The 24,147-nt window shown below is 63.7% G+C and carries 19 protein-coding genes; 2 read left to right on the forward strand and 17 right to left on the reverse strand.

Features of this window, described 5'->3' with window-relative positions; all coding sequences use genetic code 11:
- Positions 1-124: 124 nt before the first annotated feature.
- The 13 genes from G557_RS10785 to G557_RS0101105 form a co-directional block, all read right to left on the reverse strand.
- On the reverse strand, positions 125-1,090 hold the full coding sequence (locus tag G557_RS10785) for a cell division protein FtsQ/DivIB (protein ID WP_051223996.1): 966 nt from the start codon (positions 1,088-1,090) through the stop codon (positions 125-127).
- The gene (gene murC, locus G557_RS0101050) at positions 1,083-2,495 is read right to left on the reverse strand and encodes a UDP-N-acetylmuramate--L-alanine ligase (RefSeq protein ID WP_051223998.1); all 1,413 of its coding nucleotides are present in this window, start codon (positions 2,493-2,495) and stop codon (positions 1,083-1,085) included. The genes G557_RS10785 and murC overlap by 8 nt, the downstream gene beginning before the upstream one ends.
- Entirely contained in the window at positions 2,492-3,589 is a 1,098-nt protein-coding gene (murG, locus tag G557_RS0101055; protein ID WP_028244629.1) for an undecaprenyldiphospho-muramoylpentapeptide beta-N-acetylglucosaminyltransferase, read from the reverse strand. The genes murC and murG overlap by 4 nt, the downstream gene beginning before the upstream one ends.
- Positions 3,586-4,731 carry an FtsW/RodA/SpoVE family cell cycle protein gene (locus tag G557_RS10790; protein WP_051223999.1) on the reverse strand — a complete coding sequence of 382 codons (1,146 nt, stop codon included), beginning with the start codon at positions 4,729-4,731 and terminating at the stop codon, positions 3,586-3,588. Before G557_RS10790 ends, murG begins: the two co-directional genes overlap by 4 nt.
- Positions 4,731-6,182 carry a UDP-N-acetylmuramoyl-L-alanine--D-glutamate ligase gene (gene murD / locus G557_RS0101065; protein WP_245542737.1) on the reverse strand — a complete coding sequence of 484 codons (1,452 nt, stop codon included), beginning with the start codon at positions 6,180-6,182 and terminating at the stop codon, positions 4,731-4,733. The genes G557_RS10790 and murD overlap by 1 nt, the downstream gene beginning before the upstream one ends.
- Positions 6,179-7,273, reverse strand: a complete 1,095-nt coding sequence (mraY, locus tag G557_RS0101070; protein WP_028244631.1) for a phospho-N-acetylmuramoyl-pentapeptide-transferase — start codon at positions 7,271-7,273, stop codon at positions 6,179-6,181. Before mraY ends, murD begins: the two co-directional genes overlap by 4 nt.
- On the reverse strand, positions 7,270-8,673 hold the full coding sequence (locus tag G557_RS0101075; protein ID WP_028244632.1) for a UDP-N-acetylmuramoyl-tripeptide--D-alanyl-D-alanine ligase: 1,404 nt from the start codon (positions 8,671-8,673) through the stop codon (positions 7,270-7,272). The genes mraY and G557_RS0101075 overlap by 4 nt, the downstream gene beginning before the upstream one ends.
- The gene (locus G557_RS10795) at positions 8,670-10,295 is read right to left on the reverse strand and encodes a Mur ligase family protein (RefSeq protein WP_051224001.1); all 1,626 of its coding nucleotides are present in this window, start codon (positions 10,293-10,295) and stop codon (positions 8,670-8,672) included. Before G557_RS10795 ends, G557_RS0101075 begins: the two co-directional genes overlap by 4 nt.
- Positions 10,296-10,313: 18 nt before the next feature.
- Positions 10,314-12,074: a peptidoglycan D,D-transpeptidase FtsI family protein gene (locus G557_RS0101085; RefSeq protein WP_028244633.1), complete on the reverse strand. Its 1,761-nt coding sequence runs from the start codon at positions 12,072-12,074 to the stop codon at positions 10,314-10,316.
- 16 nt (positions 12,075-12,090) lie between these two features.
- Positions 12,091-12,648 (reverse strand): cell division protein FtsL, encoded by a 558-nt coding sequence (gene ftsL / locus G557_RS13175; protein ID WP_028244634.1) that lies wholly within the window; start codon positions 12,646-12,648, stop codon positions 12,091-12,093.
- The gene (gene rsmH, locus G557_RS0101095) at positions 12,645-13,604 is read right to left on the reverse strand and encodes a 16S rRNA (cytosine(1402)-N(4))-methyltransferase RsmH (RefSeq protein WP_028244635.1); all 960 of its coding nucleotides are present in this window, start codon (positions 13,602-13,604) and stop codon (positions 12,645-12,647) included. The genes ftsL and rsmH overlap by 4 nt, the downstream gene beginning before the upstream one ends.
- On the reverse strand, positions 13,594-14,025 hold the full coding sequence (gene mraZ / locus G557_RS0101100) for a division/cell wall cluster transcriptional repressor MraZ (RefSeq protein ID WP_028244636.1): 432 nt from the start codon (positions 14,023-14,025) through the stop codon (positions 13,594-13,596). Before mraZ ends, rsmH begins: the two co-directional genes overlap by 11 nt.
- Before the next feature lie 314 nt (positions 14,026-14,339).
- Complete coding sequence (locus G557_RS0101105) at positions 14,340-14,711, reverse strand: DUF3040 domain-containing protein (RefSeq protein ID WP_028244637.1); 372 nt, start codon at positions 14,709-14,711, stop codon at positions 14,340-14,342.
- 73 nt (positions 14,712-14,784) lie between these two features.
- Between G557_RS0101105 and G557_RS0101110 the strand changes: the two genes are divergently transcribed.
- Entirely contained in the window at positions 14,785-15,894 is a 1,110-nt protein-coding gene (locus G557_RS0101110) for a polyprenyl synthetase family protein (protein ID WP_028244638.1), read from the forward strand.
- Between the two features lie 35 nt (positions 15,895-15,929).
- Positions 15,930-17,945 (forward strand): Stk1 family PASTA domain-containing Ser/Thr kinase, encoded by a 2,016-nt coding sequence (gene pknB, locus G557_RS0101115; protein ID WP_051224005.1) that lies wholly within the window; start codon positions 15,930-15,932, stop codon positions 17,943-17,945.
- A 79-nt stretch (positions 17,946-18,024) separates the two neighbouring features.
- Here pknB and G557_RS0101120 read toward each other — a convergent pair whose 3' ends face one another.
- The 4 genes from G557_RS0101120 to G557_RS0101135 all read right to left on the reverse strand — a co-directional run bounded on the left by G557_RS0101120 (position 18,025) and on the right by G557_RS0101135 (position 24,111).
- The gene (locus tag G557_RS0101120; RefSeq protein ID WP_028244640.1) at positions 18,025-19,365 is read right to left on the reverse strand and encodes a class II 3-deoxy-7-phosphoheptulonate synthase; all 1,341 of its coding nucleotides are present in this window, start codon (positions 19,363-19,365) and stop codon (positions 18,025-18,027) included.
- A gap of 110 nt (positions 19,366-19,475) precedes the next feature.
- Positions 19,476-20,159, reverse strand: coding sequence for a lysophospholipid acyltransferase family protein (locus G557_RS0101125; RefSeq protein ID WP_028244641.1), 684 nt, complete (start codon positions 20,157-20,159; stop codon positions 19,476-19,478).
- 48 nt (positions 20,160-20,207) lie between these two features.
- Positions 20,208-20,699, reverse strand: coding sequence for a peptide deformylase (gene def / locus G557_RS0101130; protein ID WP_028244642.1), 492 nt, complete (start codon positions 20,697-20,699; stop codon positions 20,208-20,210).
- A 1-nt stretch (position 20,700) separates the two neighbouring features.
- Complete coding sequence (locus G557_RS0101135; RefSeq protein ID WP_028244643.1) at positions 20,701-24,111, reverse strand: pyruvate carboxylase; 3,411 nt, start codon at positions 24,109-24,111, stop codon at positions 20,701-20,703.
- Positions 24,112-24,147 lie beyond the last annotated feature (36 nt).

Below are 24,147 nucleotides of genomic sequence, written 5' to 3' on the forward strand. Positions count from 1 at the left end.
AGTAAAGGGTTAAACTTATGCGCCGTATATGTTTTCTGTACGAGTTCGAGGATATCGATCTGAACACTCCCTCGGTCAGCGCGCGTCGGTGTGTCGCAAGACCCACCGATGATCAGCAGGTGCGTCAGCCAGTGACCGGAGCGTTGGGCGAAGAGACGTCGTACGTTTTGGCATCCGGGCTCGCTGCCAGCAGTGCCCCCAGCACTCGTGCTTTCAACGCGACCTGAGATGAGTCGCCCCAGGTCACCACCGCACCGGAGTTGAGGGTGAGCTGCACGTCATCCTGTGTGGTCGCATGCACTTCGCGAATCTCCTGCACCACCGAGGCATCAAGTGTGGTGAGGATGCTCGCAACCGCGGCGAACGCCGGCTGCTCAGGGTCTGTCGAGGTCACGTTCAGCATCGGGTATCCCTCCGGCGCAGCGTTGTCGGTCTCGGTCGCCACACCAGCAGCATCGACCAGAAGATAGCTGTCTCCGGTGTGGAACACGCCGATGGGTGTGCGCTCCACGATAGTGACCACGAGGGTGTGTGGCAGCTCGGCGCGCACGCTGAACGACTGCACGGTATTGAACTGCTGCAGCTGCTCGGCCACAGAGCGCTCGCTCACTCCGATGATCGGCTGGTCAATGTTGCCCGACAGCGCCGACTGAATCTCTTCGACCGAGGTGCGCTGCGCACCCTGCACCTCAATCTGCTGCACCGAGAGAAATGGCGAGAAGATCACCCCAACGGTCAACGTGACGATCGACAGCAGACCGATCGCTAAAAAACGCCCGATCCGAACGCCCTGAAACGCCTCAGCGACACCGATGCCGTTGCTGGAAGCAGACGGCTGGTGGGCTGTGCGAGACGTCTCGGGCGCCCGCTTGGCCTCACGCAGGGTACGGCGCTCCTGCGCCCGTCGCCCCCGCACCGCCCGACGCAACCGAGCCCTGGCCGACAGCGATGGCGATGACTCTGTCGACTTTCGCTTCGGCAGACGCGCCCCCAACCGCGCCCAGAGAGATTCACGCCGGTCAGACTCGGGCTGCTGGTGCTGGGCGGCAGGACCGACTCGCAGGTGCGGCCGACGGATGGGGTCATCCATGCAGGCGCTCCATCAGCCGGGGAAGGATGCCATAGATCTGCACACCGAGAGTGAGCACCACGTCACCGGGCTGGGCCGTGGCGACCACTGCATCGACCGCGGCATCCCAGCTTGGCGCATAACGTACGCCGTCACCGCGAGCCTGCTCGGCCATCCATGCCGCTGTGATACCGGGAATCGGCGTTTCTCGGGCAGCGCAGATGTCGACCACTTCGACCAGGTCTGCCCACTGTTCGAACACCTCGACGAACTCGCGCGCATGGTCGCGCGTGCGGCTGAACAGATGCGGCTCGAAAATTGCAATCACCCGGTGTGCACCAACCAACTCTCGTGCGGCGCGCAGCACCGCAGCAACCTCGGTGGGATGATGAGCATAGTCGTCGACCACGGTCACGCCCCGGATCTCGCCCTGTCGATCGAAGCGCCGGGCCGTGCCTCGATAGCGCCCTGCTGCCAACAACGCCTCGGCAAAGTCGAAGCCGAGCTCGGCGAGCACCGTGGCCACGCCGATCGCGTTGACGGCATTATGTCTGCCGATCAGCTCCACTTCATCATCAACGCTTGCGGCACCATGTCGGGCGACCTCAATGTGCGAGTGCCAACCGGCCGCTGTGAACGACACGAGCTCAACATCGTTGCCGTCACCGGCATCTCCGAACGTGACCAGACGCCGGGCTGCGGCAGACAGGCGCGGCAGAATACTGCGGGTGAGCGGGTCAGACCCGTTGACCACAGCAAAGCGCTGAGCCGTGGCCGCGAAGGTGACGAACGCCTCCTCGATTGCCGCAGCGTTGCCATAGTGATCAAGGTGCTCAGTGTCGATGTTGGTGATGAGCACACCTTCGGTCGCATAGCGCAAGAACGACCCATCGGACTCATCGGCCTCGATGACGAACAGATCGTCAGTGCCCAGATGCGCGTTGGTGCCGAGCTGGCTGATGATCGCCCCGTTCACAAAGCTCGGATCATGACCGAGCACCTGCAACGCCGTGATCAACATGCCCGTGCTCGTCGACTTGCCGTGCGCACCGGCAACGGCGATAGTACGGTGCCCACGGGTGAGCCAGGCTAGGGCCTGCGAGCGATGCAGGATGCGCACACCACGGCTCGCTGCCTCTTGCAGCTCAGGATTGTCGAGGTGCACCGCCGAAGTCACCACAACGGTGTCGGCCGCGTGCACATGAGCAGCATCGTGCCCAACCCACACAGTGGCCCCTGCAGCCTCCACCGCGCGCAGATTATCGCTGTCACTGCGGTCTGAACCGCTGACCACGCACCCCTTCTCGGCGAAGAGTCTCGCAATGCCGCTCATTCCAGCGCCACCGGCGCCGATGAAGTGTACCCGGCCCAAATCGTTCGGCAGCGGCTGCTGGCTGTAGAAATCACTCACCTGCTGCTCACTCATGCTGATACTCCTGCGACTCGATCTACCACTTCGGCCAGACGCTGCGCCCCGTCGACGATGCCGAACCCTTTGGCATGGTCGCGCAGACTCTGCCGACGAGCATCATCGGCCAACAATGTCAGCAGGTCGCTGCTCACCCATTCTGGTGTGATCTCCGCATCGGCCACCAGCAGTGCCGCGCCAGCGTCAAGAGCAGGCTGGGCGTTGAGCGCCTGTTCGCCGTTGCCGTGGGGATACGGCACGTAGACGGTGGGTACCCCCAGTGCCGAGAGCTCAGAGACCGTTGACGCCCCAGATCGCGAGATCGCCAGATCAGCAACAGCCAGCGCATCTTGCATGTGATTGCAGTAGTCAAGCAGGTGGTAGCCGTCGACATCGGGGTCGTACACGTCGTTGCGCGCGCCAGCGATATGCACAACCTGCCAGCCGGCGTCGACGATGGTGGCGGCGGATGCCGTGAGCGCCTGATTGAGCTGTCGGGCCCCAAGCGAACCGCCCGTGACCAGCAGCACCGGTCGGTCGTCGAGGTCGAAGCGACGACGACCCGCCGCCACCAGATCAGCGTCTCGGTCAGCGGCTCGCGCCTCTGCCAAAGCAGCGATCTCCGGTCGCAACGGCATGCCGACGAGCTCAGCGCCTTTCAGCGGGGTGCCAGGAAACGCCACGGTGACCGCCGCGGCCCGTGCACGAGCCATTTTGTTGGCCATACCCGGTCGAGCGTTCGCCTCATGAATCACGTACGGCACATGCTCGCGACGCGCAGCAAGGTAGGCCGGCGCTGCGGCATAGCCGCCGAACCCCACGACCACGTCGACTCCTCGAGCGGTGATCAGCGAACGCACATGCGAAACGATGCGGTTCAGCTCGACCGGAAAGGCCAGTGCTTTCGCCTGCACCCGCCGCGGAAACGGCAGCTTCGGGATAGTGAGCAGCTCGTAGCCGCGAGCCGGCACCAGTTCTGCCTCAAGCCCCTCGGCCGTGCCGAGCACCAGTATGGTGGCGTCAGGGTGACGACGCTGCAATTCGTCTGCGGTGGCAAGCAGCGGGTTGACGTGACCGGCAGTGCCTCCGCCAGCCAGCAGATACGTCGTCATGAGGGTGTCCTCTCTCTTCGTGCGATGCCGAGCACCACACCCATGATCGCGGTGGTCGCCAGCAGTGACGACCCACCGTTAGAGATCAGCGGCAGCGGCACACCGAGCACTGGAAGCAGTCCGAGCACCACAGCGATGTTCACCATGGCCTGCCCCACAATCCACACTAGAGCGCCGGCGACGACGATCTGAGCGAACGGGTCGTCGCGCACTTGGTTGAACAGTCGCACGAGCGCAATGGCCAACAGCACGAACAACACGATCAGCACCATCGCACCGACCATCCCGAGCTCTTCACCGATGATCGCGAAGATGAAGTCGTTCTCGGCCGCGGGCAGCCATGCCCACTTCGATTTGGAGTTGCCGAGACCGACACCGAACAACCCGCCACTGGCCAGGGCCCAAGTGCCATGGGTGGTCTGCCAGCAGCTGCCCATATAGTCGGAGCACCCTGAGGAGTCGAGCCACGAGGAGATGCGGCTGAGCCGGTTGCTGCTGCCAGCGACAAAGACCGCCGCAACCAGAGCGGCAGCAGCCGCGAGCAGGCCGATGAACCGCAGCGGTACTCGCCCGGCGAAAAAACACCCGACCGCGATGATCACCATCATCATCGCAGTGCCCAAGTCGTGGCCGAGCATGACCAGGCCCGCGCTCAGCGCGACCGGCGGCAACGCTCTGCCCGCGAAGTAGCGCAGATCGATCAGTCGCTCAGGATCGTCAGAGAGCACCTTGGCCAGCCACAGCACCAAAGCCCCCTTCAGAAACTCTGACGGCTGCACGCTGATACCGCCCAAACTGATCCAGTTCGTATTGCCCCCCGAGGAGGCTCCCAAGGAGGTGAATACCACCAGCCCCTGAGCAGCCAGCCCCACTGCGAGGATGCGCCCGGCCCATTTGCGTACGGTCTCGGTTGACACTCGCGCCAGCAGAATCATCACCGGCACACCGAGGATCGCCGCCGCGCCCTGACGGATGAACACTCGGAAGAAGTCGCTGGAGCTGTTGTACGAGTCGATCGACGAGGCCGAGAGCACCATGATCAAGCCGAACAGCAGCAGCAGAATCATCAGTCCGAGGATTTGGCCGTACAGCGCACTCGTGCGCGCCGGTGCATTCCCCAAACGCAGCCGGGTGATGCGCATCACTCGCGCCTGTCGGCAGCGATCACTTCGACCGCAGAGGCGAACAGGTCGCCGCGCTGAGCATAACTGCGAAACTGATCCCAAGAGGCGGTGCCGGGTGCCAACAACACCACGTCACCGGGCTTGGCCAACATCTGTGCCTGTTCAACGGCAGAGCGCATGATCTGCGCGGGCTGGTCGGCCGTCACCTCAACCACCGGCACCTGCGGAGCCAGCGCGGCGAACTCCTCAAGCAGCGTTGCGCGCTCAGCGCCGATGACCACCATGCCACGCAGGCGATGTGCCTCCGCAGCGATCAGGGGGCCCAAATCGTTGCCTTTCAGCAGGCCGCCGGCAATCCAGACGATTGACTCGAACCCTTGGAGCGAAACGTGGGCAGCGTGCGGATTCGTCGCCTTGGAATCATCGATGTAGACCACTCCGTCGACCTCGCCGACAGGGGTGATGCGATGCGCATCGGTGTGAAATTCATCAAGAGCTGCGGCAATCGACTGCGGGGCGACATGAAGCGAACGAGCCAGCGCCGCCGCGGCGAGCACGTCGTCAAGCAAGTGCGGCAGCGCCAGCCCGTGCTGGGCCAGCGCTTCGGTCGTGGTCAGCTCAAGCGCCGAGTTGCGTCGATCGGCCAGAAACGCGCGGTCGACGAGTGTGCCCTCGACGATGCCCAGCTCACTGACGGAGGGTACTCCCCTGGTCACGCCGATGGCACGAGCGCCCTCGACGACGTCGGCGTCTTCGACCATCGTTCGGATGCGCTCGTCTGCGGTTGGATACACGCAGGCGCACTGCACGTGCTCGTACACTCGAGCTTTGGCCTGGGCGTAGGCCTGGAGGCTGCCATGCCAGTCGATGTGATCACTGGCCACATTGAGACAGACCGCTGCCCATGGGCTGATCGAGTGCAGGTAGTGCAGCTGAAAACTCGACAGTTCGAGAACGATCACGTCGTAGGGCACCGGCTCGCGCACCAGATCGAGCACCGGCACTCCGATATTGCCGGCGTAGGCCGCGCGCAGGCCACCGGCCACCAGCATGGCTGTGGTCATCTCGACGGTGGTGGTCTTGCCGTTCGTGCCTGTGACTGCCAACCACTTCGTGGCCAGCCCGCGGCGACGCTGCAGCCACCACGCGATGTCGATATCGGTCAGCAGCGGCACCGCGTGCGCGGTGGCCCACTGCACAGCCGGATGATGCGGCGCGAACCCGGGCGAGACCACAATGACTGCTGGGGCGAACTCGTCAAGAGCCGACACCATGTCATCATCGGCATCAGTCTGCTGCCACTGGGCTCCGAGTACCCCGACCAAGTCGATATGCTCGGCACTGGCCGCACGGGCGAGGGCCAGCACCTGTGCCCCCTGTTCGACCAACGTGTCGACCACCGAGAACCCGGTGACGCTCAGGCCGAGCACCGCCACCCGCTGGCCGTCGAAGTCGAGCTCTGTCGTCATCGTGTCGTCACCACCCATTGTGCGTAGAAGATTGCCAGACCAGCCGCGGCCAAGATTCCGGCCAGAATCCAGAAGCGAACCACAACCGTCACCTGAGCCCATCCTTTGAGCTCGAAATGATGGTGCAACGGCGCCATCAAGAACACTCTGCGACCACCGGAGATCTTGAAATAGCCGATCTGGATGAGCGACGAGAGCAACGCGACCACGAAGACTCCGCCGATAATCACCGACAGAATCTCGGTGCGCGTCACGATGGCAACTGCCGCGAAGGCACCACCGAGCGCCAGCGACCCGGTGTCTCCCATGAAGATCTGCGCCGGCGAAGTGTTCCACCAGAGAAAACCGATCAATGAAGCCACGATCGCGATAACGATCATGAGCACGTCAAGCGGATCACGCACCTCGTAGCACTGCCCGATCTCGGGTGTGACCGCACGCTGACAGTCTTGGTTGAACTGCCAGAAAGCCAGCGCACCATAGGCGCCAAAACTCAGAATGCCGACGCCCGCGGCCAAGCCGTCGAGACCGTCGGTCAGGTTCACCGCATTAGAGAAGCCCGCGACAATGCCGTAGACCCAGATGAAGAACAGGATGGCCCCGGGCACGACGCCCCAAGTGAACAGATCGATCGGCAAATCTCGCAGAAACGAGATATGACCCGACCCCGGAGTGACGCCCTCGGCATCGGGAAAGATGAGCACGCCCCAAGCGAACAGCGCGGTGACCGCCAGCTGGCCGATGAGTTTGGCCGCCGGAGTCAGACCCAGCGAGCGATGATTGTGCACCTTGATGTAGTCGTCAACAAAGCCGATCGCCCCCATGCCCACCATGAGCATGAGAATGAGCATGCCCGTGGCTGAAGGAGTGGTATCGGTCAGCGCTTTGCCCCCGAGGTAGGCCACCACCGTGGCCAAGATGATCACGATACCGCCCATCGTGGGCGTGCCGCGCTTGGTCAGATGTGTTTTGGGGCCGTCTTCACGGATGAACTGTCCCCACTCGAGACGGTGGGCCAGCCGGATGAACAACGGCATGCCGAACAGCGAGACGAACAGGGCGATGCCTGCGGCGATGATGACGCTGATCACTCGGTCACCTCGCCAGCCGCCAACCGGTCGCCTAAGAATCGCAGCCCGGAGGCGTTCGAGGATTTGACCAGTGCAATGTCACCGGCGCGAAGCCGAGGTTCGAGCCAGGCCAGCGCCTCATCGACGTTTTCGCAGTACACGGCTTCTCCTCCCCATGACCCCTCCTGCTCGGCGGCAAGAAAGATCTGACGGGCTTCGGCCCCGACCACGACCAATTGGTCGATGTTGAGGCGCACGACATCGCGCCCAACCTTATCGTGCTCATCGGCACTGACAGCGCCCAACTCGCTCATGGCGCCGAGAACCGCGAATGTACGGTGACCGGCCCGGCCGAGATCGGCCAGCGTGCGCAGTGCCGCATGCATCGACCCCGGACTCGCGTTGTAGGCGTCATTGATGATCGTGACATCGTCATCACGACGCAGCGCCTGCATGCGCCACCGCTCGCCACCGGTCAGACTCTGCAGCCCCTCTGCAATAGCTTGCCCGGTCATGCCGACGGTCAGTGCGACCGCTGTTGCAGCGGCGATGTTGTAGGCATTGTGCTCGCCGAGCAGACGTACCGGCGCCGTCAGCTCGGTATCGCCGACTCCCAGTCGCACGTCTACTCCGGCTGCGGTGGGGCGCACATCGAGAATGCGCACGTCAGCGGTGGGATGCTGACCGAACCAGGTGATCGCAGCGCTGGTGTGCTCTGCCATGGCACGCACCTGCGGATCATCGGCGTTGAGTACAGCAGTGCCCGACGCCGGCAGTGATTCGATCAGCTCTTGTTTGGCAATACGAATGTTGTCGACCGAGCCGAACTCCCCCACATGTGCCAGCCCGACCTGCAGTTCAACGCCGATGTCTGGTCGGGCGACTGATGACAGGTAGCGCAGGTCACCGATGTGGCTTGCCCCCATCTCAACGATGACAAACCGAGTCGTCAGATCGGTGCGCAGCATACTCAGCGGCGCGCCGACTTCGTTGTTGAATGACTGCTCAGGAAACACCGTCGGGCCGAGCGAAGTCAGCAGATGCGCCAAGATGCGCTTGGTCGTGGTTTTGCCGGCCGAGCCGGTGATGCCGATCACCCGTTCGAGGCTGCCGTGTGCCCTGGCCACGTCGAGCACGTGGCGAGCCAGATCACCCAAGGCCCGAGTTGAGTCGGCGACCACGAGTTGGGCGATGTCGACGTCGAGTGGATGCTCGACCACGGCAGCGACCGCACCAGCGGCCCGCGCGGGTTCCACGTGGTCGTGCCCGTCAGCGTGTTCGCCCAGGCGCGCGACAAACAGCGCTCCGTCGACGACCTGCCGGGAGTCGGTCACGACCGGCCCGCGCACCTCCAACGTCGGATCACCGATGATCTCGGCGCCGAGTGCTGCTGCCAGTTCAGTGAGTGTCTGTGTGATCATGCGTCGGCCTGTGTGTCATGGTGCGGATGAGGAATCACCAGCTGTTCGGCTGGTGCCTGACCGCCTCGGGGGGATCGATTGGGCGGAAAACCTGCTTCGCGCAGCGCTTCACGAGCCGCACCACGGGAGGAGTACGGCAGTTTGTTGCCACGAACCTCGTGGTAGTCCTCGTCGCCAGGCCCGCAGACGATGATCGTGTCATCGGGCTGTGCCAGGGCGATGGCAGCACGAATGGCCGCGGCGGGGTCGGCGACCTCGTGCACCTCGGCAGGATGCCGGGCATCGGCAGCACCGTCGATCAACGCCTGACGGATGGTCGCCGGGTCTTCAAATCGTGGGTTGATGTCGTTGACCACCACCACATCGGCCAATTCGCTGGTGACCATGCCCATGTCGTGACGCTTATAGGGGTCGCGCCCGCCGTCAGCACCCAGAATCACGATCAGGCGCCCCGCGCCGACCTGTCGCCGCACTGCAGCCAGGGTTCGTTCGAGTGCATCGGTGGTGTGTGCGTAGTCGACGAAGAACGTAGGCCCGGTCTCACCAGAGACGCGCTCAAGGCGGCCTGGCAGATACACTCCGGCCAGCACGTGATCGTTCAGAGCTGCCTCAAGAGCGTGCTGATCAATGCCAGCCTCGACCAGCATCACGATGGCCAGTGCTGCGTTGACCGCCATGTGCGCACCGGGCACGGCGAGCACGATGGGCCAGCGCTGCCCGGCTGGGCCGGCAAGCGTGGCAGTAGAACCATCGCGGGCATCCTGCTGGTCGATCACGCGCCACTGCGCGTCTTCAGCCTGCCCGATCGTGGTCACCGGCAGCGGTGTGTCAGCGGCCAGACGCCGCCCCCACTCGCTCTCGAGAGAGATCACGGCCCGCTCAGCACGCTCGGGCACGAACAGATCTCGCTTGGCCTCGTAATAGTGCTGCATGTCGCCGTATTCGTCGAGATGCTCGGGGCTGAGATTGGTGAACCCCACCACGGCAAAGCGCACCCCGTCGATGCGGTGTCTGGTGACCGCCTGAGCAGAGACCTCGATCAGCAGATCGTCGGCGCCGATTTCGCGCATGCTGGCCAGCAGAGCATGCAGCTCACTCGCCTCGGGCGTCGTCAGCGCACTGCCGAACACGTGCTCACCCACATGGCGCTCAACTGTGGTGCTCAATCCGGTGCGGTGGCCAGCATGACCGAGCAGGGCCTCCATGAAATAGGTCGTGGAGGTCTTGCCGTTGGTGCCTGTGACGCCGAGCACAGGCACATCGAGCTGGTCAGTGCCGTAGATGCGCGCGGCAACCTCACCAAGTCGCGTACGAGGCTCGGGAACAATCAGCACCGGCAGATCAGTGACTCCAGCTTGGGCGATCAGCTCGGCACCATGCTCATCGGTGAGCAGAGCCACTGCCCCTTGCGCCCGAGCCTGCTCGGCAAACTTGGCTCCGTGAGTGTGCTGCCCGGGCAGCCCGACAAACAGATCGCCCGGTCGCACCTCGTTGCCAGAGATCGTGACTCCGCTGACGATTGCAGCAGCATCGCAAGAAAGGCCCAGCCCCTTCGCCAGGTCAGCGACGGTGAGGCCGGGGGTGCGTTGAGGGCGGACATGCTGTGCGGAACGAGTTGACACCGATCTATTCTCCCACGCTCACCAAGTAGTCGGATACTGAGTCAGGTTCGACGTCGACGGTGCCACGTTATTGGTGATGAGCACCTGACTCATCACGTCGTGGAACAATGACATCGTGTTCGCCGAAGTCTTGTCTGCGATCGGGTTGAAGATCGTGATTCCGACCACGTACTGCGGGTCTTCGGCGGGCGCCATGCCAAACAGGGACGTCACATACTGATCAGAGAGGTACCCACCGTTGGTGCCTGCGATCTGCGACGTGCCGGTCTTGCCCGCGATGTTGTAGCCAGCGATCTGTGCCGTCTTGCCGGTGTACTCCGTGAACAGGGGCTCGAGCATGGCTCGCAACTTCGTCGAAGTCTCTGATGAGATCACGCGAGTCGGCTCAGCCTGAGGGTTCTCGGTGACGTTGCCGTCTGAGTCAGTGCATGAGGCAACCAGACGCGGCGCGATGCGCACACCATCGTTGGCGATTGCTTGGTAGACGCTGGCCATCTGAATGGGTGTGGTCGCGATGCCCTGGCCAAACATCGTCGTGTAGTGAGTGAGTTTGTCCCAGGTCGAAGAGTCAGAGAGAATTCCCGCTGACTCAGCGGGGAAGCCGATTCCCGTGGCTGAGCCGAGTCCGAAGGCTTTCAGGTACTTGTAGCGGGTGCTGTCATCGACGGTGTCACCGACCTGGATGATGCCGGTATTCGACGACTTCATCAGGATGCCGGTGCTGGTCAGGTTGAGCACGCCGTGATCCCACGCATCTTTAATGGTGTGCCCGGTGCCCTCGATCTCGACACTGCCTGGGGCTTGAAACTGCTCATCGGGGGTGACGGTTCCGGCTTCGAGCGCAGCAGCCATCGTGATCGACTTGATCGGCGACCCCGGCTCATACGTACTCTGGAAGATGCGCGAGCCGCGATCCTGCTCTTTCGATGCGCTCACGTCGTTGGGGTCGACGCTGGGCGTCTCCGCGGCAGCGAGAATATCGCCAGTCTTGGCGTTGAGCACCGTCACCGCGATCCACTGTGAGCCGAGAATCTCCTGCTGATCGGTAATCTTCTGCTGCACATACCACTGCAGGTCGCGGTCAATGGTGAGCGTGACGTTCTGGCCGTCTTCGACCTGCTGTTCAGTCACTGTGGTACCCGGAATACGTACCCCGGTCGCACTGCGTTCGTAGGTCTCTTCGCCATCGGTACCCGACAGGCAGGAGTCCTCCATCAGTTCGACCCCGGCCTGAGCGTTCTCTTCGGAGCCCACGAAACCGAGCACATTGCCGGCAACGGCACCTGACGGGTAGGTCCGATGCGGCACTGACTCGAACTGCACCCATGAAATCTCGAGGGCACGCAGCTGATCAAACTGGTCGACGGTCAGCTCTTCTGCCACGATGCTGTATCGACTGGTGCCTTCGAGGGAGGCCAAAACTTTCGCCTTCTCGATCTCACTGATGTCTGCAATGCGCTGCGCGATCTCGTCGACCGTCTCTTTCTCATAACTGCCGTCGATCGTGACCGACGCGTCAGTCACCAGCGTCTGATCGACCACCAGTCGGTAGCGCTGGACGGTCTCGGCCAGCACATTGCCGTTGCGATCGAGGATGCTGCCGCGCTTGGCCGTAATCGTGATCGGCACTGAGCGCTTGCCCTCAGCCTCTGCGTTGAGAGCATCAGCCTGTACCACCTGAATATCGATCAGACGACCCAAGAACACCAGTGAGACCGCCAGGATGCCGCCCATAAGCAGCATGAGCCGCCGGCGACGACTTCCCAACTTGGGCTGCACGTTCACTCCTGTCTCGTCAGCGCAGCGAGACCTCTGGCAGCGGCCTGCCGGAGTCTTCCTGAGCGTTCGTGTCCCCTGTCGTTGAGTTTACGGTGGTGTCGGCCGGGTCGATCGCAGACCCGCCGGAGGCCTCGAGCTCGCCATCGGCGTCTGAGTTCGTCGCTGTGTTCTCGGTGCTTGAGGTGCCACTGTCGTTGAGTTTCTGCAACAGCACATTGCTGACCGTGCCGTCGCCAGACTTGACCTGCACGCCCTTGCTGTCGACCGTTCCGATGGCAGCTGACTTGGCCAAGCTCAGAAAGGTCACCTGGGTGGAGGGCTCCATGCCCATCTCAGTGCCACGTTCGGCCAGACTCTGCGGCGAGTTGAGCGTCGAGATCTCTTCGGAGACCTGCTGCACCTGCCGGGTCAGTTGCTTCTTCTGCTGCGTCAGTGACTCGATCTGGTAGCTGCCGTCTGCCAAGCCGATGCTCAGCAGCAGCTGACCGACAATGGCCACCCCGATGACCGCGAGAAGAATGATCACCTGCCGCGGCTGCACGCGCCGCAGAATGCTGTTCGCCTTGATGCTCATGCTGCCCTCCGAGTTCTTCGCACGGCCCGCAGCCGCACCGATGCCGATCGTGAGTTCTGTTGCTGCTCCGCCTCGTCTGCTTGCTCGGCGCCCCGGGTGAGCAGCTCGAACTCGGGCCGCAACTCGGGCAGATCGACCGGTAGGCCGTGCGGAGTGCGCGATGAGGTCGCATCGCGGAAGACGCGCTTGACCACGCGGTCTTCAAGCGACTGAAAGCTCATCACGACGAGTGTGCCGCCGACGCGCAGGTGCGAGAGTGCCGCAGGCAGCGCTTGCTCAAGGCCGGCGAGTTCTTGGTTGACTTCGATTCGGATCGCCTGAAACACCCGTTTAGCAGGATGTCCGCGCTGCTCTCGCGAATTCGTCGCGGTGCGCACCGCCTCGACCAGATCACCGGTGGTGCGTAGTGGACGTTCAGCGCGCATCTCGACGATGCGGTGCGCGATGCGGCGAGCGTGTTTCTCTTCACCAAAAGTGCGCAGAAGGGTCCAGAGACGCCCCTCCTCATAGGTGTTGACCACATCAGCGGCCGTGATGCCTTGGGATTGGTCCATGCGCATGTCAAGCGGGGCATCGTGCATGTAGGAGAACCCGCGATCCGCGTCATCAAGCTGCAATGACGACACACCGAGGTCGAACAAAATGGCGTCGATCTCGACCTCATCGAGGATCTCGTGCAAATGGTCATACGACGAATGCACGAAGGTCACGCGGTCGGCAAATGCGGTGAGACGACGGCCAGCGATGGCCAGCGCCTGCTCATCTCGGTCGATGCAGATCGCGCGAGCCTGTGGACACGCCTCAAGCACCGCTCTGGTGTGCCCGCCCATGCCGGTGGTGGCATCGACGTAGGTCGCGCCAGGATGCGCGAGTGACGGCGCCAGCAGATCGACACAGCGCTGTCGCAGCACTGAGGCGTGGATGCCCTCGATGTCGGGCTCAAGATCAGAAGACACCGGGGATCACCTCCTCGGCGGTCTCCGCGAATGGATCTTCTTGGGCCTGCAGGTAGTCGTCCCAGGCCGTGGCCGACCAAATCTCGGCACGGTTTCCTGTGCCGATGACGGCGAGATCGCGTTCCAACCCCGCATATCGGCGCAGATCGGCCGGTACTGTAATGCGCCCCTGACGATCAGGCACCTGATCGGAGGCACCCGAAAGAAACAGGCGGAGGAAGTCGCGCGCCTGCTTGCTCGTCATTGGGGCCTGCCGGATGGTCTCGTGGATGCGTTCAAACTCGCGGGCACTGAAGACGTAGACGCAGTGCTCTTGGCCTCGCGTGAGCACGACGCCCTGCGCCAGTTCCTCACGGAACTTCGCCGGAAGAAAGAGTCGCCCCTTCTCGTCCAGACGTGGGGAGTGTGTGCCGAGAAACACCTGCGCTCCCTTCCTGCCGAGATGTGCCACCGCGAGTATTCACCACATTACCCCACTTTCATCCACATTCCCCATCAAATCCCCCACTACTTTGCGCATCCATACAAAAACACCCCGGAATCACAAGGATTCACGGGGTGGAGGAAGGTGGAGCAAAAAACGCCAAGGAAGATCACACAGGTGTCACCAGATGCGACTCAGCGCGCACCAAGACCACAATTCGTGACACCCGAAGCCGCACATCTCAGCCAGATGAGTCAAGCTACGGCGCAAAGGTCAGCGAGGACATCGCCCCGTGGATGGGTGTGTGATGCTCAGTCGTTGCGACGATCGTTCCAACGCTGTTCGAGCCGGTCGAACACCGAGTTGGAGGAGGAAGGAGCATGCTTGCGTGGAGCTGCGCCATTCAGGTGCTGATCTTGTTGCGCATCGTCGATGCGTCGCGTGGCCCAGACCACGCCGCCCACGACCACAAGAAAACCAAGCACCCCGACAATCACCAGCTTCATCGAGACGGCGAGCAGCAGCAGCGCGAAACCCCCGACGACGCCAAGTGCCCCAACGACGACGGCTCGACGATCCCACGTGCGCCCGTGCGACGACGTGGACACTTCGTCTGACTCGGTGCGGTAGAGGTTGCGCTCCATCTCTTCGAGCAGGCGCTGCTCGTTCTCTGAAAGCGGCATGAGTACCTCTGTTCGTTGACTGCGGACTCTCTTCGCCTGATTTTAGTCGTATGCGATTGATTAGGCTAGGAGGGTGAGCGCACAATCCACCTTGCTGCCCCTGATCCAGGATCGCATCGACGCCTTCCTCGACCGGGCGCAGACCGACCTCGAGCGCATCTCCCCACTCGCCGCACCCCTGATGACCCAGTCGCGTGCACTGATGTCTGGCGGCAAGCGACTGCGTGCGATGTTCTGTTATTGGGGCTGGCGCAGCGTCGAGTCGATCGAGCGCCTCGACGAGCAACAGGGGCGAGACCAGCTCGAGTGTGTGCTGGCTTTGGGCACGGCAATCGAGTTCTTTCATGCCGCGGCGCTTGTGCACGACGATGTGATCGACCACTCAGACACTCGCCGTGGCATTGCCGCCGCACACGTCGAGTTCAGCTCGATGCATCGGCGCGATCATTGGCGCGGAGACGCCGATCAGTTCGGCGCGTCGGCAGCCATCGTGCTGGGCGATGTGCTGCTCGGCTGGGCCCATGCTCAGTTCGCCGCGGCCGTGGCTGCTCTGCCCGGCGACGCCCGCCAGCAGACTCTGCGCGACCTGATCGCCCAAATGACCAGTGATGTGATGATCGGCCAATATCTCGACATCGTCGGCGAGCATGCCTGGCCTGCTCTGCCCGATGATGAGAGTCTGCAGCGCGCCGAGACCGTGCTGCAGTACAAGTCGGCTCGCTATTCGGTCGAGCAGCCATTGTTGCTCGGAGCCTTGGTCGGTGGAGGCGACCAACGACAGCTGCAGGCTCTTGCCAAGTTCGGCTCCCATGCCGGGCTCGCCTTCCAGCTGCGCGACGACGTGCTGGGCGTGTTCGGAGACCCTGCCGTCACTGGTAAGCCCGCCGGCGACGATCTGCGCGAGGGCAAACGCACCGTTCTGGTCGCACTGGCACGCTCCGCAGTGCCCGCCGGCGTGCGTCATGTGCTTGACGATCTGCTGGGTGACCCAGATCTGAGCGATTCACAGGTCAGCATGCTGCAGACCACCATCACCGAGTCAGGTGCACTGCAGTCAACAGAGCGCCTCATCGACGATCACTACGAGCAGGCGATCGCCGCGCTCGACGGCGCTGGCCTCAGTGCAGAGGCGACTCTGACCCTCACCGATCTTGCTGAACGCGCTGCCCGTCGACACAGCTGAGGCCACTTCGTCGGTGGCCACGTAGAATTGCTCTCGTGAGCGATTCCTTCATTCCGCCGAGCGACCCGCTGATCGGGTCGACGCTCGACGCGCGCTACCGCATCGACGAGCGCCTCGCCCGAGGCGGCATGGCCACGGTGTATCTCGCCCGCGACCTGCGACTCGACCGCCCGGTAGCGGTGAAAGTGCTGCATGCCCACCTGGCCGAAGACGAGACCTTTCGGGTGAAGTTCACTCGCGAGGCCTTGGCCTCAGCCAGACTCTCCGACCCCAACGTGGTCAATGTGTTCGACCAGGGCGAGAGCGAGGGCATCTGTTACTTGGTGCTCGAATACGTGCCCGGGCAGACCCTCCGCGGACTGTTGCAGCAGCAGCCGCGCCTGTCGCCCGGTGTCACACTCGAAATTCTCGATCAACTGCTCGAGGGGCTTTCCGCTGCACATCGTGCCGGCATCGTGCATCGTGATCTGAAACCCGAGAACATCCTGCTCACCCCCGACGGCCGGGTGAAGATCGCCGATTTCGGCCTGGCTCGAGCCGCCTCTCGCGCCACCTCGTCGAACTCGTCGCTGATGGGCACGGTGGCCTATCTCTCGCCCGAGCTGCTGCGCCGCGGTCAGGCCGACGAGCGCAGCGACATCTACGCAGTTGGCATCATCCTCTTCGAAATGCTCACCGGGCAACAGCCCTTTACCGGCGAGCACCCCGAGCACATCGCCTACCAACACGCGACCGAGAATGTGCCGCTGCCCAGCGAGATCGTGCCAACGGTACCCACAGAACTTGACGACTTAGTGGTCTGGGCCACTCGCACCGAGCCCGAAGACCGCCCAGCAAATGCGCGTGAGCTGCTCGACGAGACACGGCGCGTCGAAGACGAGCTCGGACTCACCGCACTGAGCCCGCATGGAGTCGTCGACCTCATTCATCGCACCGAGAGCGGCGACCGCTCCGAAAACGCCACACAGGTGCTCGAGCCCACCGCGATTGCACCCGAGCTACCGCCGACGACCGCCACAGAGCCAGAGGCAGCCGCTTCGAGCGCGGTGGCCGTGGCCGAACGCCTCAGCACCGACCTCAATACTCCGCGATCGGCAGTGGTGCGCGGCACCGCTCGGCGTCGCAGACGCGGCTGGATGCTCTCGTTCGCCACGCTGCTGATCACCGCACTGGTCGCCGGTGCGGGCTGGTTCTTGGGCGACGGCCCCGGTGCGGGCATCGTCCTGCCCGGAGTCGCCGGCACCGCACCGGCTGACGCACAGACAACGCTCGAGCAGCTCGGCTTCACCACGGCGCAGGTCGAAGAGAACAGTATCGACGTACCCAAGGGCCAGGTCATCGGCACCGATCCGGCCGAGGGCACCCGCGTGCCCAAGAAGTCTCAGGTGACCATTCGCATCTCGGCAGGCCCTCGACTGATTCCCCTGCCGAGCGTGCTCGGCGCCGACGCCGATCTGGCTTCCTCTGCACTCACCGAGGCCGGTTTCGTAGTCGCCGCCGAACGGCCGGAACGCTTCGACTCGACGGTATCGGCGGGCTCAGTGATCGAGGTGTTGGGCACCGACTCAGCCGCGATCGCCGTGGGCACCGAAGTCGAAGAGGCCAGCACCTTGACGCTGGTCGTCTCGTTGGGCGCGATTCCCTCGGTCACCGGCAGCTCGCTGAGCGAGGCGACCGCGACACTTGAGAGCGCCGGCTTGGTCGTTGCCTCATCTGAGGCGTACAGCGACGACGTGCCCGCTGGGCAGGTGATCTCGGCCAAACCGGCCCGAACCCCCACCACGAAGGGCGACACCATCAACGTCGTGGTCTCCAAGGGCCCTGAAATGGTGACCGTGCCCGATGTGTCGGGCAAGACGCTTACTGCAGCACAGGCGGCGCTCCAGGCCGCCGGCCTCAGTGGCACGTCAAACTATCCCCAGCAAAACGTGCCACTGACGAATACCAGTTACTGGGATGTCGTGAAAGTCACCAGCACCAATCCGGCGGCGGGCTCTCAGGTCAAAAAAGGGTCATCCGTGACGATGAACGGCATGTTCAATCCGTTCTGATCAGCTGTGCGTGCGAAGCGAGGGGTCGGCATCCGACATATGGATACCGACCCCTCGCGCCGTATCTGCGGCAGATCAATCAGCGCCGGTGCACGGTCTTCAGCTGCTCGGCGACCAAGAACGCCAGTTCGAGCGACTGCCGATGGTTCAGGCGCGGATCGCACAGTGACTCGTAGCGTGTCGCCAAGTCGTCTTCGTCGATGCGCTCGACACCGCCCAAGCACTCAGTGACGTCGTCGCCGGTGAGTTCAACGTGGATACCACCGGGGATGGTGCCAGCCTCGGCATGCGCCTCGAAGAAGCCCTGTACCTCGTCGAGGATGTCGTCGAAGCGCCGAGTCTTGTAGCCGTTGGCAGCTGTGATGCCGTTGCCGTGCATCGGATCGGTGATCCAGAGTGGCTGGGCACCGCTGTCACGCACCGCCTCAAGCAGTGGCGGCAGCGACTCTCGAATGCGCTTGGCGCCCATGCGAGTGATGAAGGTGAGGCGACCCGGCACACGATCGGGATCAAGTCGATCGATCAGCGCCAGCACGTCTTCAGGCTGCGTGTCGGGCCCCAGCTTCACGCCGATGGGGTTGCTCACTTTCGAAAAGTACTCGATGTGGGCATCGTCGAGCCCACGCGTGCGCTCCCCGATCCAGAGGAAGTGCGCTGACGTGTCGTAGACCTTGCCGGTGCGCGAGTCGATACGAGTGAGCGGTCGCTCGTAGTCGAACAGCAGCCCCTCGTGGCCGACGTAGAAGTCGACCCGTTTGAAGTCTTCAGAGTCGCCAGCCCCGCAAGCGTCCATGAATCGCACCGCACGGTCGATCTCTTGAGCGAGCTGGTCGTAACGGGCGTTGGCGGGATTGCGTGCAAAGCCCTGATTCCAGCTGTGCACTTCGCGCAGCGAGGCGAACCCGCCCTGGGTGAAGGCACGAATGAGGTTCAGGGTCGACGCCGAGGTGTGGTACGCCTGCACCAACCGAGCTGGGTCGTTGCGGCGCGACTGCTCGTCGAACTCGAAGCCGTTGACGATCTCGCCGCGGAAGACCGGCAGCGTCACATCGCCACGGGTCTCGGTGTCTTTGGAACGCGGTTTGGCGAACTGCCCAGCCATGCGCCCCATCTTGACCACAGGTACGGAGGCCCCGTACGTCAGGATGACTGCCATCTGCAGGATGGTCTTGACCCGATCTTTGATTTTGTCTGCGGTGGCACCTGAGAAGGTCTCGGCGCAGTCGCCGCCCTGCAGCAGAAAGGCGCGCCCCTGCGCGGCTTCGCCCAACCGATCACGCAGATCGTCGGCTTCACCTGCAAACACGAGTGGAGGCAGCGCTGACAGCGTGGCTCGCGCATCGCGCAACGCCTCGGCGTCGTACCACTCGGGCTGCTGCCGTGCGGGCAGGCGCTCGGCCTGATCGAGCTCAGACAGCAGCAGCGCGGCGGCGCTGGGGTCAGCCTGGGCAGACTGTTCGGCGGTGGTGTTGACGTTCACTTCGGTGTCCTGTTCACTCTGGCTCTGGGGGATCGGTGTGATGCGGCAGCTTATGCGTGCTGGAGTTTGGCGCGCACGCTCGATGCGTAGACGTCGCGATACTCCTGCTCGCTGAGCTGCTGCAGCTCGTGCATGATCTCGTCAGTGATTGATCTCAACACGAAGCGGTCGCCTTCCATTCCCGCGAAGCGGGTGAAGTCGAGCGCCGGGCCGGCGATCACCGAGATGGGCACGATCTTCGGCCACTTCGAGCCGATCGGCATGACTTTCTCGGTATTCTTGACCGCGACCGGCACCACGGGGCAGCCTGCAGCCAAAATGGTGCGTGCCACACCGGTGCGCCCGCGGTAGAGATAACCGTCAGGGCTGCGCGTGCCCTCCGGGTAGAGCGCGAGCACGCGCCCCTCACCCAGCACACGCAGACCCGTATTGAGCGATGCCTCAGAGGCCTTGCCACCCGAGCGGTCGATCGGCAGCTGCCCGGTGCCCTTCATCATTACGCGAGTCAGCCAGCCCTTGATGCCCTTGCCGGTGAAGTACTCGCTCTTGGCGAGAAACGAGACCGGCCGCTTGACATACAGCGGCATGAAAATCGAATCGACAAACGAGAGGTGATTGCCCACCAGCACCACCGGCCCCTCATCGGGAATGTTCTCGAGACCGCGCACCTCGGCACGGAAGAACAGCCGCAGCCACGGCCCAACGAAGACCCACTTCAGCAGCCAGTACAGCACGTCAACACCTCCACGGGTCAAGTTTATCGGCCGAGCACAGTGCGCGGATCAGAACCACGGCTGCGCGCGCACCTGACGCATGGCCTCGCGGCGAGCCTCGCCGTGCAGGCGATGCAGATAGACGATTCCCTGCAGGTGGTCTGTCTCATGCTGCAGCGCCTGCCCCATCAGGCCATCGCCCTCGAGCACCACGGGTTTGCCATCGAGGTCGACGCCCTCTGCGCGCGCCCACGAATACCGGGGCGTGTCGAACCAGAGATCAGGCACCGACAGGCAGCCCTCACCGATCTCGACGATCGGTTCGCGCAGCTCCACGATGCGGGGATTCAGTAGATACCCCACCTTGCCATCGACGTTGTAGCTGAACGCCGCCAGACTCACGCCGATCTGCGGCGCCGCGACGCCTGCCCGTCCGGGCAGACGCACGGTGTCGACCAGATCGGTCACCAGCTGACGGGTGGCCTCACCGAAGTCGGTGATCGGCTCGGCCACCTGACGCAGCACTGGGTCGCCGTAGTGCCGAATCTCGCGTACTGCCACGTCACTCCACCTCGGGAGCGATCACCAGCAGTAGATCACCGGGCTCGACCTGACGAGACTTGTCGAAGGTGACCCGCTCGACGACGCCATCGGCGCCGGCGGCAATGTTGGCCTCCATCTTCATGGCCTCAATGCTGGCCACCGGTTCGCCCACCTTCACGTGATCGCCTGGCTTGACCTTCAGCGTCACCACGCCGGCGAACGGCGCCGCTACGTGGTTCGGGTTCGACGTGTCGGCACGCTCGGCCTGCTCGGTGTGCACCTGGATCGACTCGTCGCGCACGGTGACCGGACGCAGCTGGCCGTTGAGCAGAGTGAGCACGGTGCGCTCGCCCTTGTCGTTGGCCGCGCCGATCGCCGACAGCGCCGTGTAGAGCCGCAGACCCTTGCCAAGCTCTGCCGAGTGCTCGGTGTTGCCGTCGAAGCCGTAGAGATAGTCTTCGGTGGGCAGGCTCGAGAGGTCACCGTAGTCGGCGCGGAACTGCTCGAACTGCTTGGCCGGTGCCGGGAAGAGCAGGTGATTCAGCTGCCGGCGACGGGTCTCGGAATCGCCGTCGAGCGCGATCTCTTGAGCCTCGGTGAGTTCGGTCTCAGCAAGATGCACCTGACGACCGGCCAGCACCTTGCTGCGGAACGGCTCGGGCCATCCACCGGGAGGATTGCCCAGCTCGCCAGCCAGGAAGTTGACCACGGAGTCGGGCACATCGTACTTCTCAGGATGCGCCTCGAAGTCGGCCGGGTCAGCCCCGACCGCGGCCAGATGCAGCGCGAGGTCGCCGACCACCTTGGATGACGGGGTCACCTTGGGCGGACGGCCCAAGATGCGGTTGGCCGCCGCGTAGTTGTCTTCGATGGTCTCGAATTTAGATTCGAGCCCGAGCGCGATGGCCTGCTGACGCAGGTTAGTGAGCTGCCCGCCCGGAATCTGGTGACGGTAGATGCGCCCGGTCGGCGCGTCGAGCCCCGACTCGAACGGGCTGTAGAGGCGACGCACGGCCTCCCAGTACGGCTCCAGGTTGCTGACCTTGTCGAGGTCGAAACCAGTGTCGCGATCGGTGTGTGCGAGCGCAGCCACCAGAGCCGACATCGACGGCTGGCTGGTGGTGCCGGCCAGCGGCGCTGAGGCCACGTCGACCGCGTCGACACCGGCCGCACTGGCCGCCAGCAATGTGGCCAGCTGACCACCCGCCGTGTCGTGGGTGTGCAGGTGCACCGGCACATCGAACGACGAGCGCAGCGCCGTGACGAGCTTGGTCGCCGCCTCGGGGCGCAACAGACCCGCCATGTCTTTCAGCCCGATGATGTGCGCACCAGCTTCGACGATCTGCTCGGCCAGACGCAGGTAGTAGTCGAGGGTGTAGAGATCTTCGTTGGGGTCGAGCAGATCGGCGGTGTAGCACAGGGTGCCCTCGGCAACGGCCGTGCCGGTGGCGAGCACCGACTCAATGGCCGGCCGAATCTGGTCGATGTCGTTGAGCGCGTCGAAGATGCGGAACACGTCGACACCGCCCTTGACCGCCTCTTCGATGAACACATCGGTCACCTTGGTGGGATACGGCGTGTAGCCCACCGTGTTGCGACCGCGCAGCAGCATCTGAATCGTGATGTTCGGAATGGCCGTGCGCAGACGCTCGAGCCGCTCCCACGGGTCTTCGCCCAAGAAGCGCAGCGCCACGTCGTAGGTAGCGCCGCCCCAGGCCTCGACCGAGAACAGGTCGGGGGTGGATGCTGCCACGTACGGCGCGGCATCGAGCAGGTCTTTGGTGCGCACACGCGTTGCCAACAGCGACTGGTGTGCGTCGCGGAAGGTGGTGTCGGTCACGCGCAGTCTGTGATCGTTGCGCAGCGACTCGGCGAACGCTCGCGGACCCACCCGATCGAGCAGCTGTTTGGAGCCCTCGGGCAGATCGTTGATGTCGACATCGGGCAGTTTGAGCCGCGGATCGCTGATGCCCGACGGGCGCTCACCGTGCGGCTTGTTGACGGTGACCTCAGCCAGCCAGGTGACCAGTTTGGTGCCACGGTCTTTCGACTTGCGCATGTTGAACAGCTCGGGGCGCTCGTCGATGAAGTGCGTGCTGAGGTTGCCGCTGACGAACTCGGGGTCGCCCAGCACGTTCAGCAGGAACGGGATGTTGGTAGACACCCCGCGGATGCGGAACTCGGCCAGTGCACGGCGTGCGCGGCGCACTGCCGACGGAAAGTCGCGAGCGCGGCAGGTGAGCTTGGCGAGCATGGAGTCGAAGTAGGGGCTGATCTGCGCACCGGCGGCCGTGGTGCCACCGTCAATGCGCACACCGGCACCGCCCGGCGAACGGTAGGTGCTGATGCGGCCGGTGTCGGGGCGGAAGCCCTCGGCCGGGTTCTCGGTGGTGATGCGGGTCTGCATCGCCGTGCCGTGAATCTGGATGGCGTCTTGTGTGAGCCCGAGCTCTTGCAGTGTGGCGCCAGCGGCGACCAGAATCTGCGTCTGCACGAGGTCGACGTCGGTGATCTCTTCGGTGACGGTGTGCTCGACCTGGATGCGCGGGTTCATCTCGATGAATACCGGCTTGCCGGCTCGATCGCCGATGGTCTCGACCAAGAACTCGACGGTGCCTGCGTTGACGTAGCCGATCTCTTTGGCGAAGCGCAGTGCCGCAGTGGTCAGCTGCTCGCGCAGCTCGGCCGTGATGTGCGGCGCCGGAGCGATCTCGACGACCTTCTGGTTGCGGCGCTGCACCGAGCAGTCGCGCTCATACAGATGCACGGCGTAGCCGGTGGAGTCGGCGAGCACCTGCACCTCAATGTGCCGGGGTCGCAGCACCGCCTGCTCGAGGAACATGCGTGAGTCACCGAAGGCGTTGCCCGCCTCGCTCATCGCCTGCTCGAGTGCACCCTTGAGCTCGTCTTTAGAGTCAACCTTGCGGATACCGCGCCCACCGCCACCAGCCAGTGCCTTGGCGTAGAGAGGAAAGCCGATCTCGTCTGCGAGAGCGACCAGCTCGTCGGCGTCGGAGCTCGCATGCGTCGAGGCCAGCACCGGAACTCCGGCCCGGATGGCCGCATCCTTGGCGTTGACTTTGTCGCCGGCCAGCTCGAGCGCGTCGGCACCGGGGCCGATGAACACGATGCCGTTCGCTTTGGCGGCTCGGGCCAACTCTGGGTTCTCGGACAGGAACCCGTACCCCGGATAGATCGCGTCGGCACCCGACTCCCGAGCCACGCGAATGATCTCCTCGACGTCGAGGTAGGCCTTCACGGGGCGGCCGGGTTGACCGATCTGATAGGCCTCGTCGGCCTTCAGACGATGGATCGAGTGGCGGTCTTCATACGGAAACACCGCGACGGTCTTGGCTCCGAGTTCAAATGCGGCCCGAAATGCTCGGACTGCGATCTCCCCCCGGTTTGCCACCAGGATCTTTTTGAACATGCATCTCCCATGTCTAAAGCAGCTTTGGACGATTCT

Origin of the sequence: Pseudoclavibacter soli DSM 23366 (genome assembly GCF_000423505.1) — a bacterium.
GTDB classification, from domain to species: Bacteria; Actinomycetota; Actinomycetes; order Actinomycetales; family Microbacteriaceae; genus Pseudoclavibacter_A; species Pseudoclavibacter_A soli.

Bases quoted from the DNA above. Each gene is read 5' to 3' on its own strand.
- murD (WP_245542737.1), bottom strand. From the start codon at position 6,182: ATGACGACAGAGCTCGACTTCGACGGCCAGCGGGTGGCGGTGCTCGGC.
- G557_RS0101105 (WP_028244637.1), bottom strand. From the start codon at position 14,711: ATGCCGCTTTCAGAGAACGAGCAGCGCCTGCTCGAAGAGATGGAGCGC.
- murC (WP_051223998.1), bottom strand. From the start codon at position 2,495: ATGAGTGAGCAGCAGGTGAGTGATTTCTACAGCCAGCAGCCGCTGCCG.
- murG (WP_028244629.1), bottom strand. From the start codon at position 3,589: ATGACGACGTATCTGCTGGCTGGCGGAGGCACTGCCGGTCACGTCAAC.
- G557_RS0101135 (WP_028244643.1), bottom strand. From the start codon at position 24,111: ATGTTCAAAAAGATCCTGGTGGCAAACCGGGGGGAGATCGCAGTCCGA.
- G557_RS10785 (WP_051223996.1), bottom strand. From the start codon at position 1,090: ATGGATGACCCCATCCGTCGGCCGCACCTGCGAGTCGGTCCTGCCGCC.
- ftsL (WP_028244634.1), bottom strand. From the start codon at position 12,648: ATGAGCATCAAGGCGAACAGCATTCTGCGGCGCGTGCAGCCGCGGCAG.
- G557_RS10790 (WP_051223999.1), bottom strand. From the start codon at position 4,731: ATGCGCATCACCCGGCTGCGTTTGGGGAATGCACCGGCGCGCACGAGT.
- G557_RS0101075 (WP_028244632.1), bottom strand. From the start codon at position 8,673: ATGATCACACAGACACTCACTGAACTGGCAGCAGCACTCGGCGCCGAG.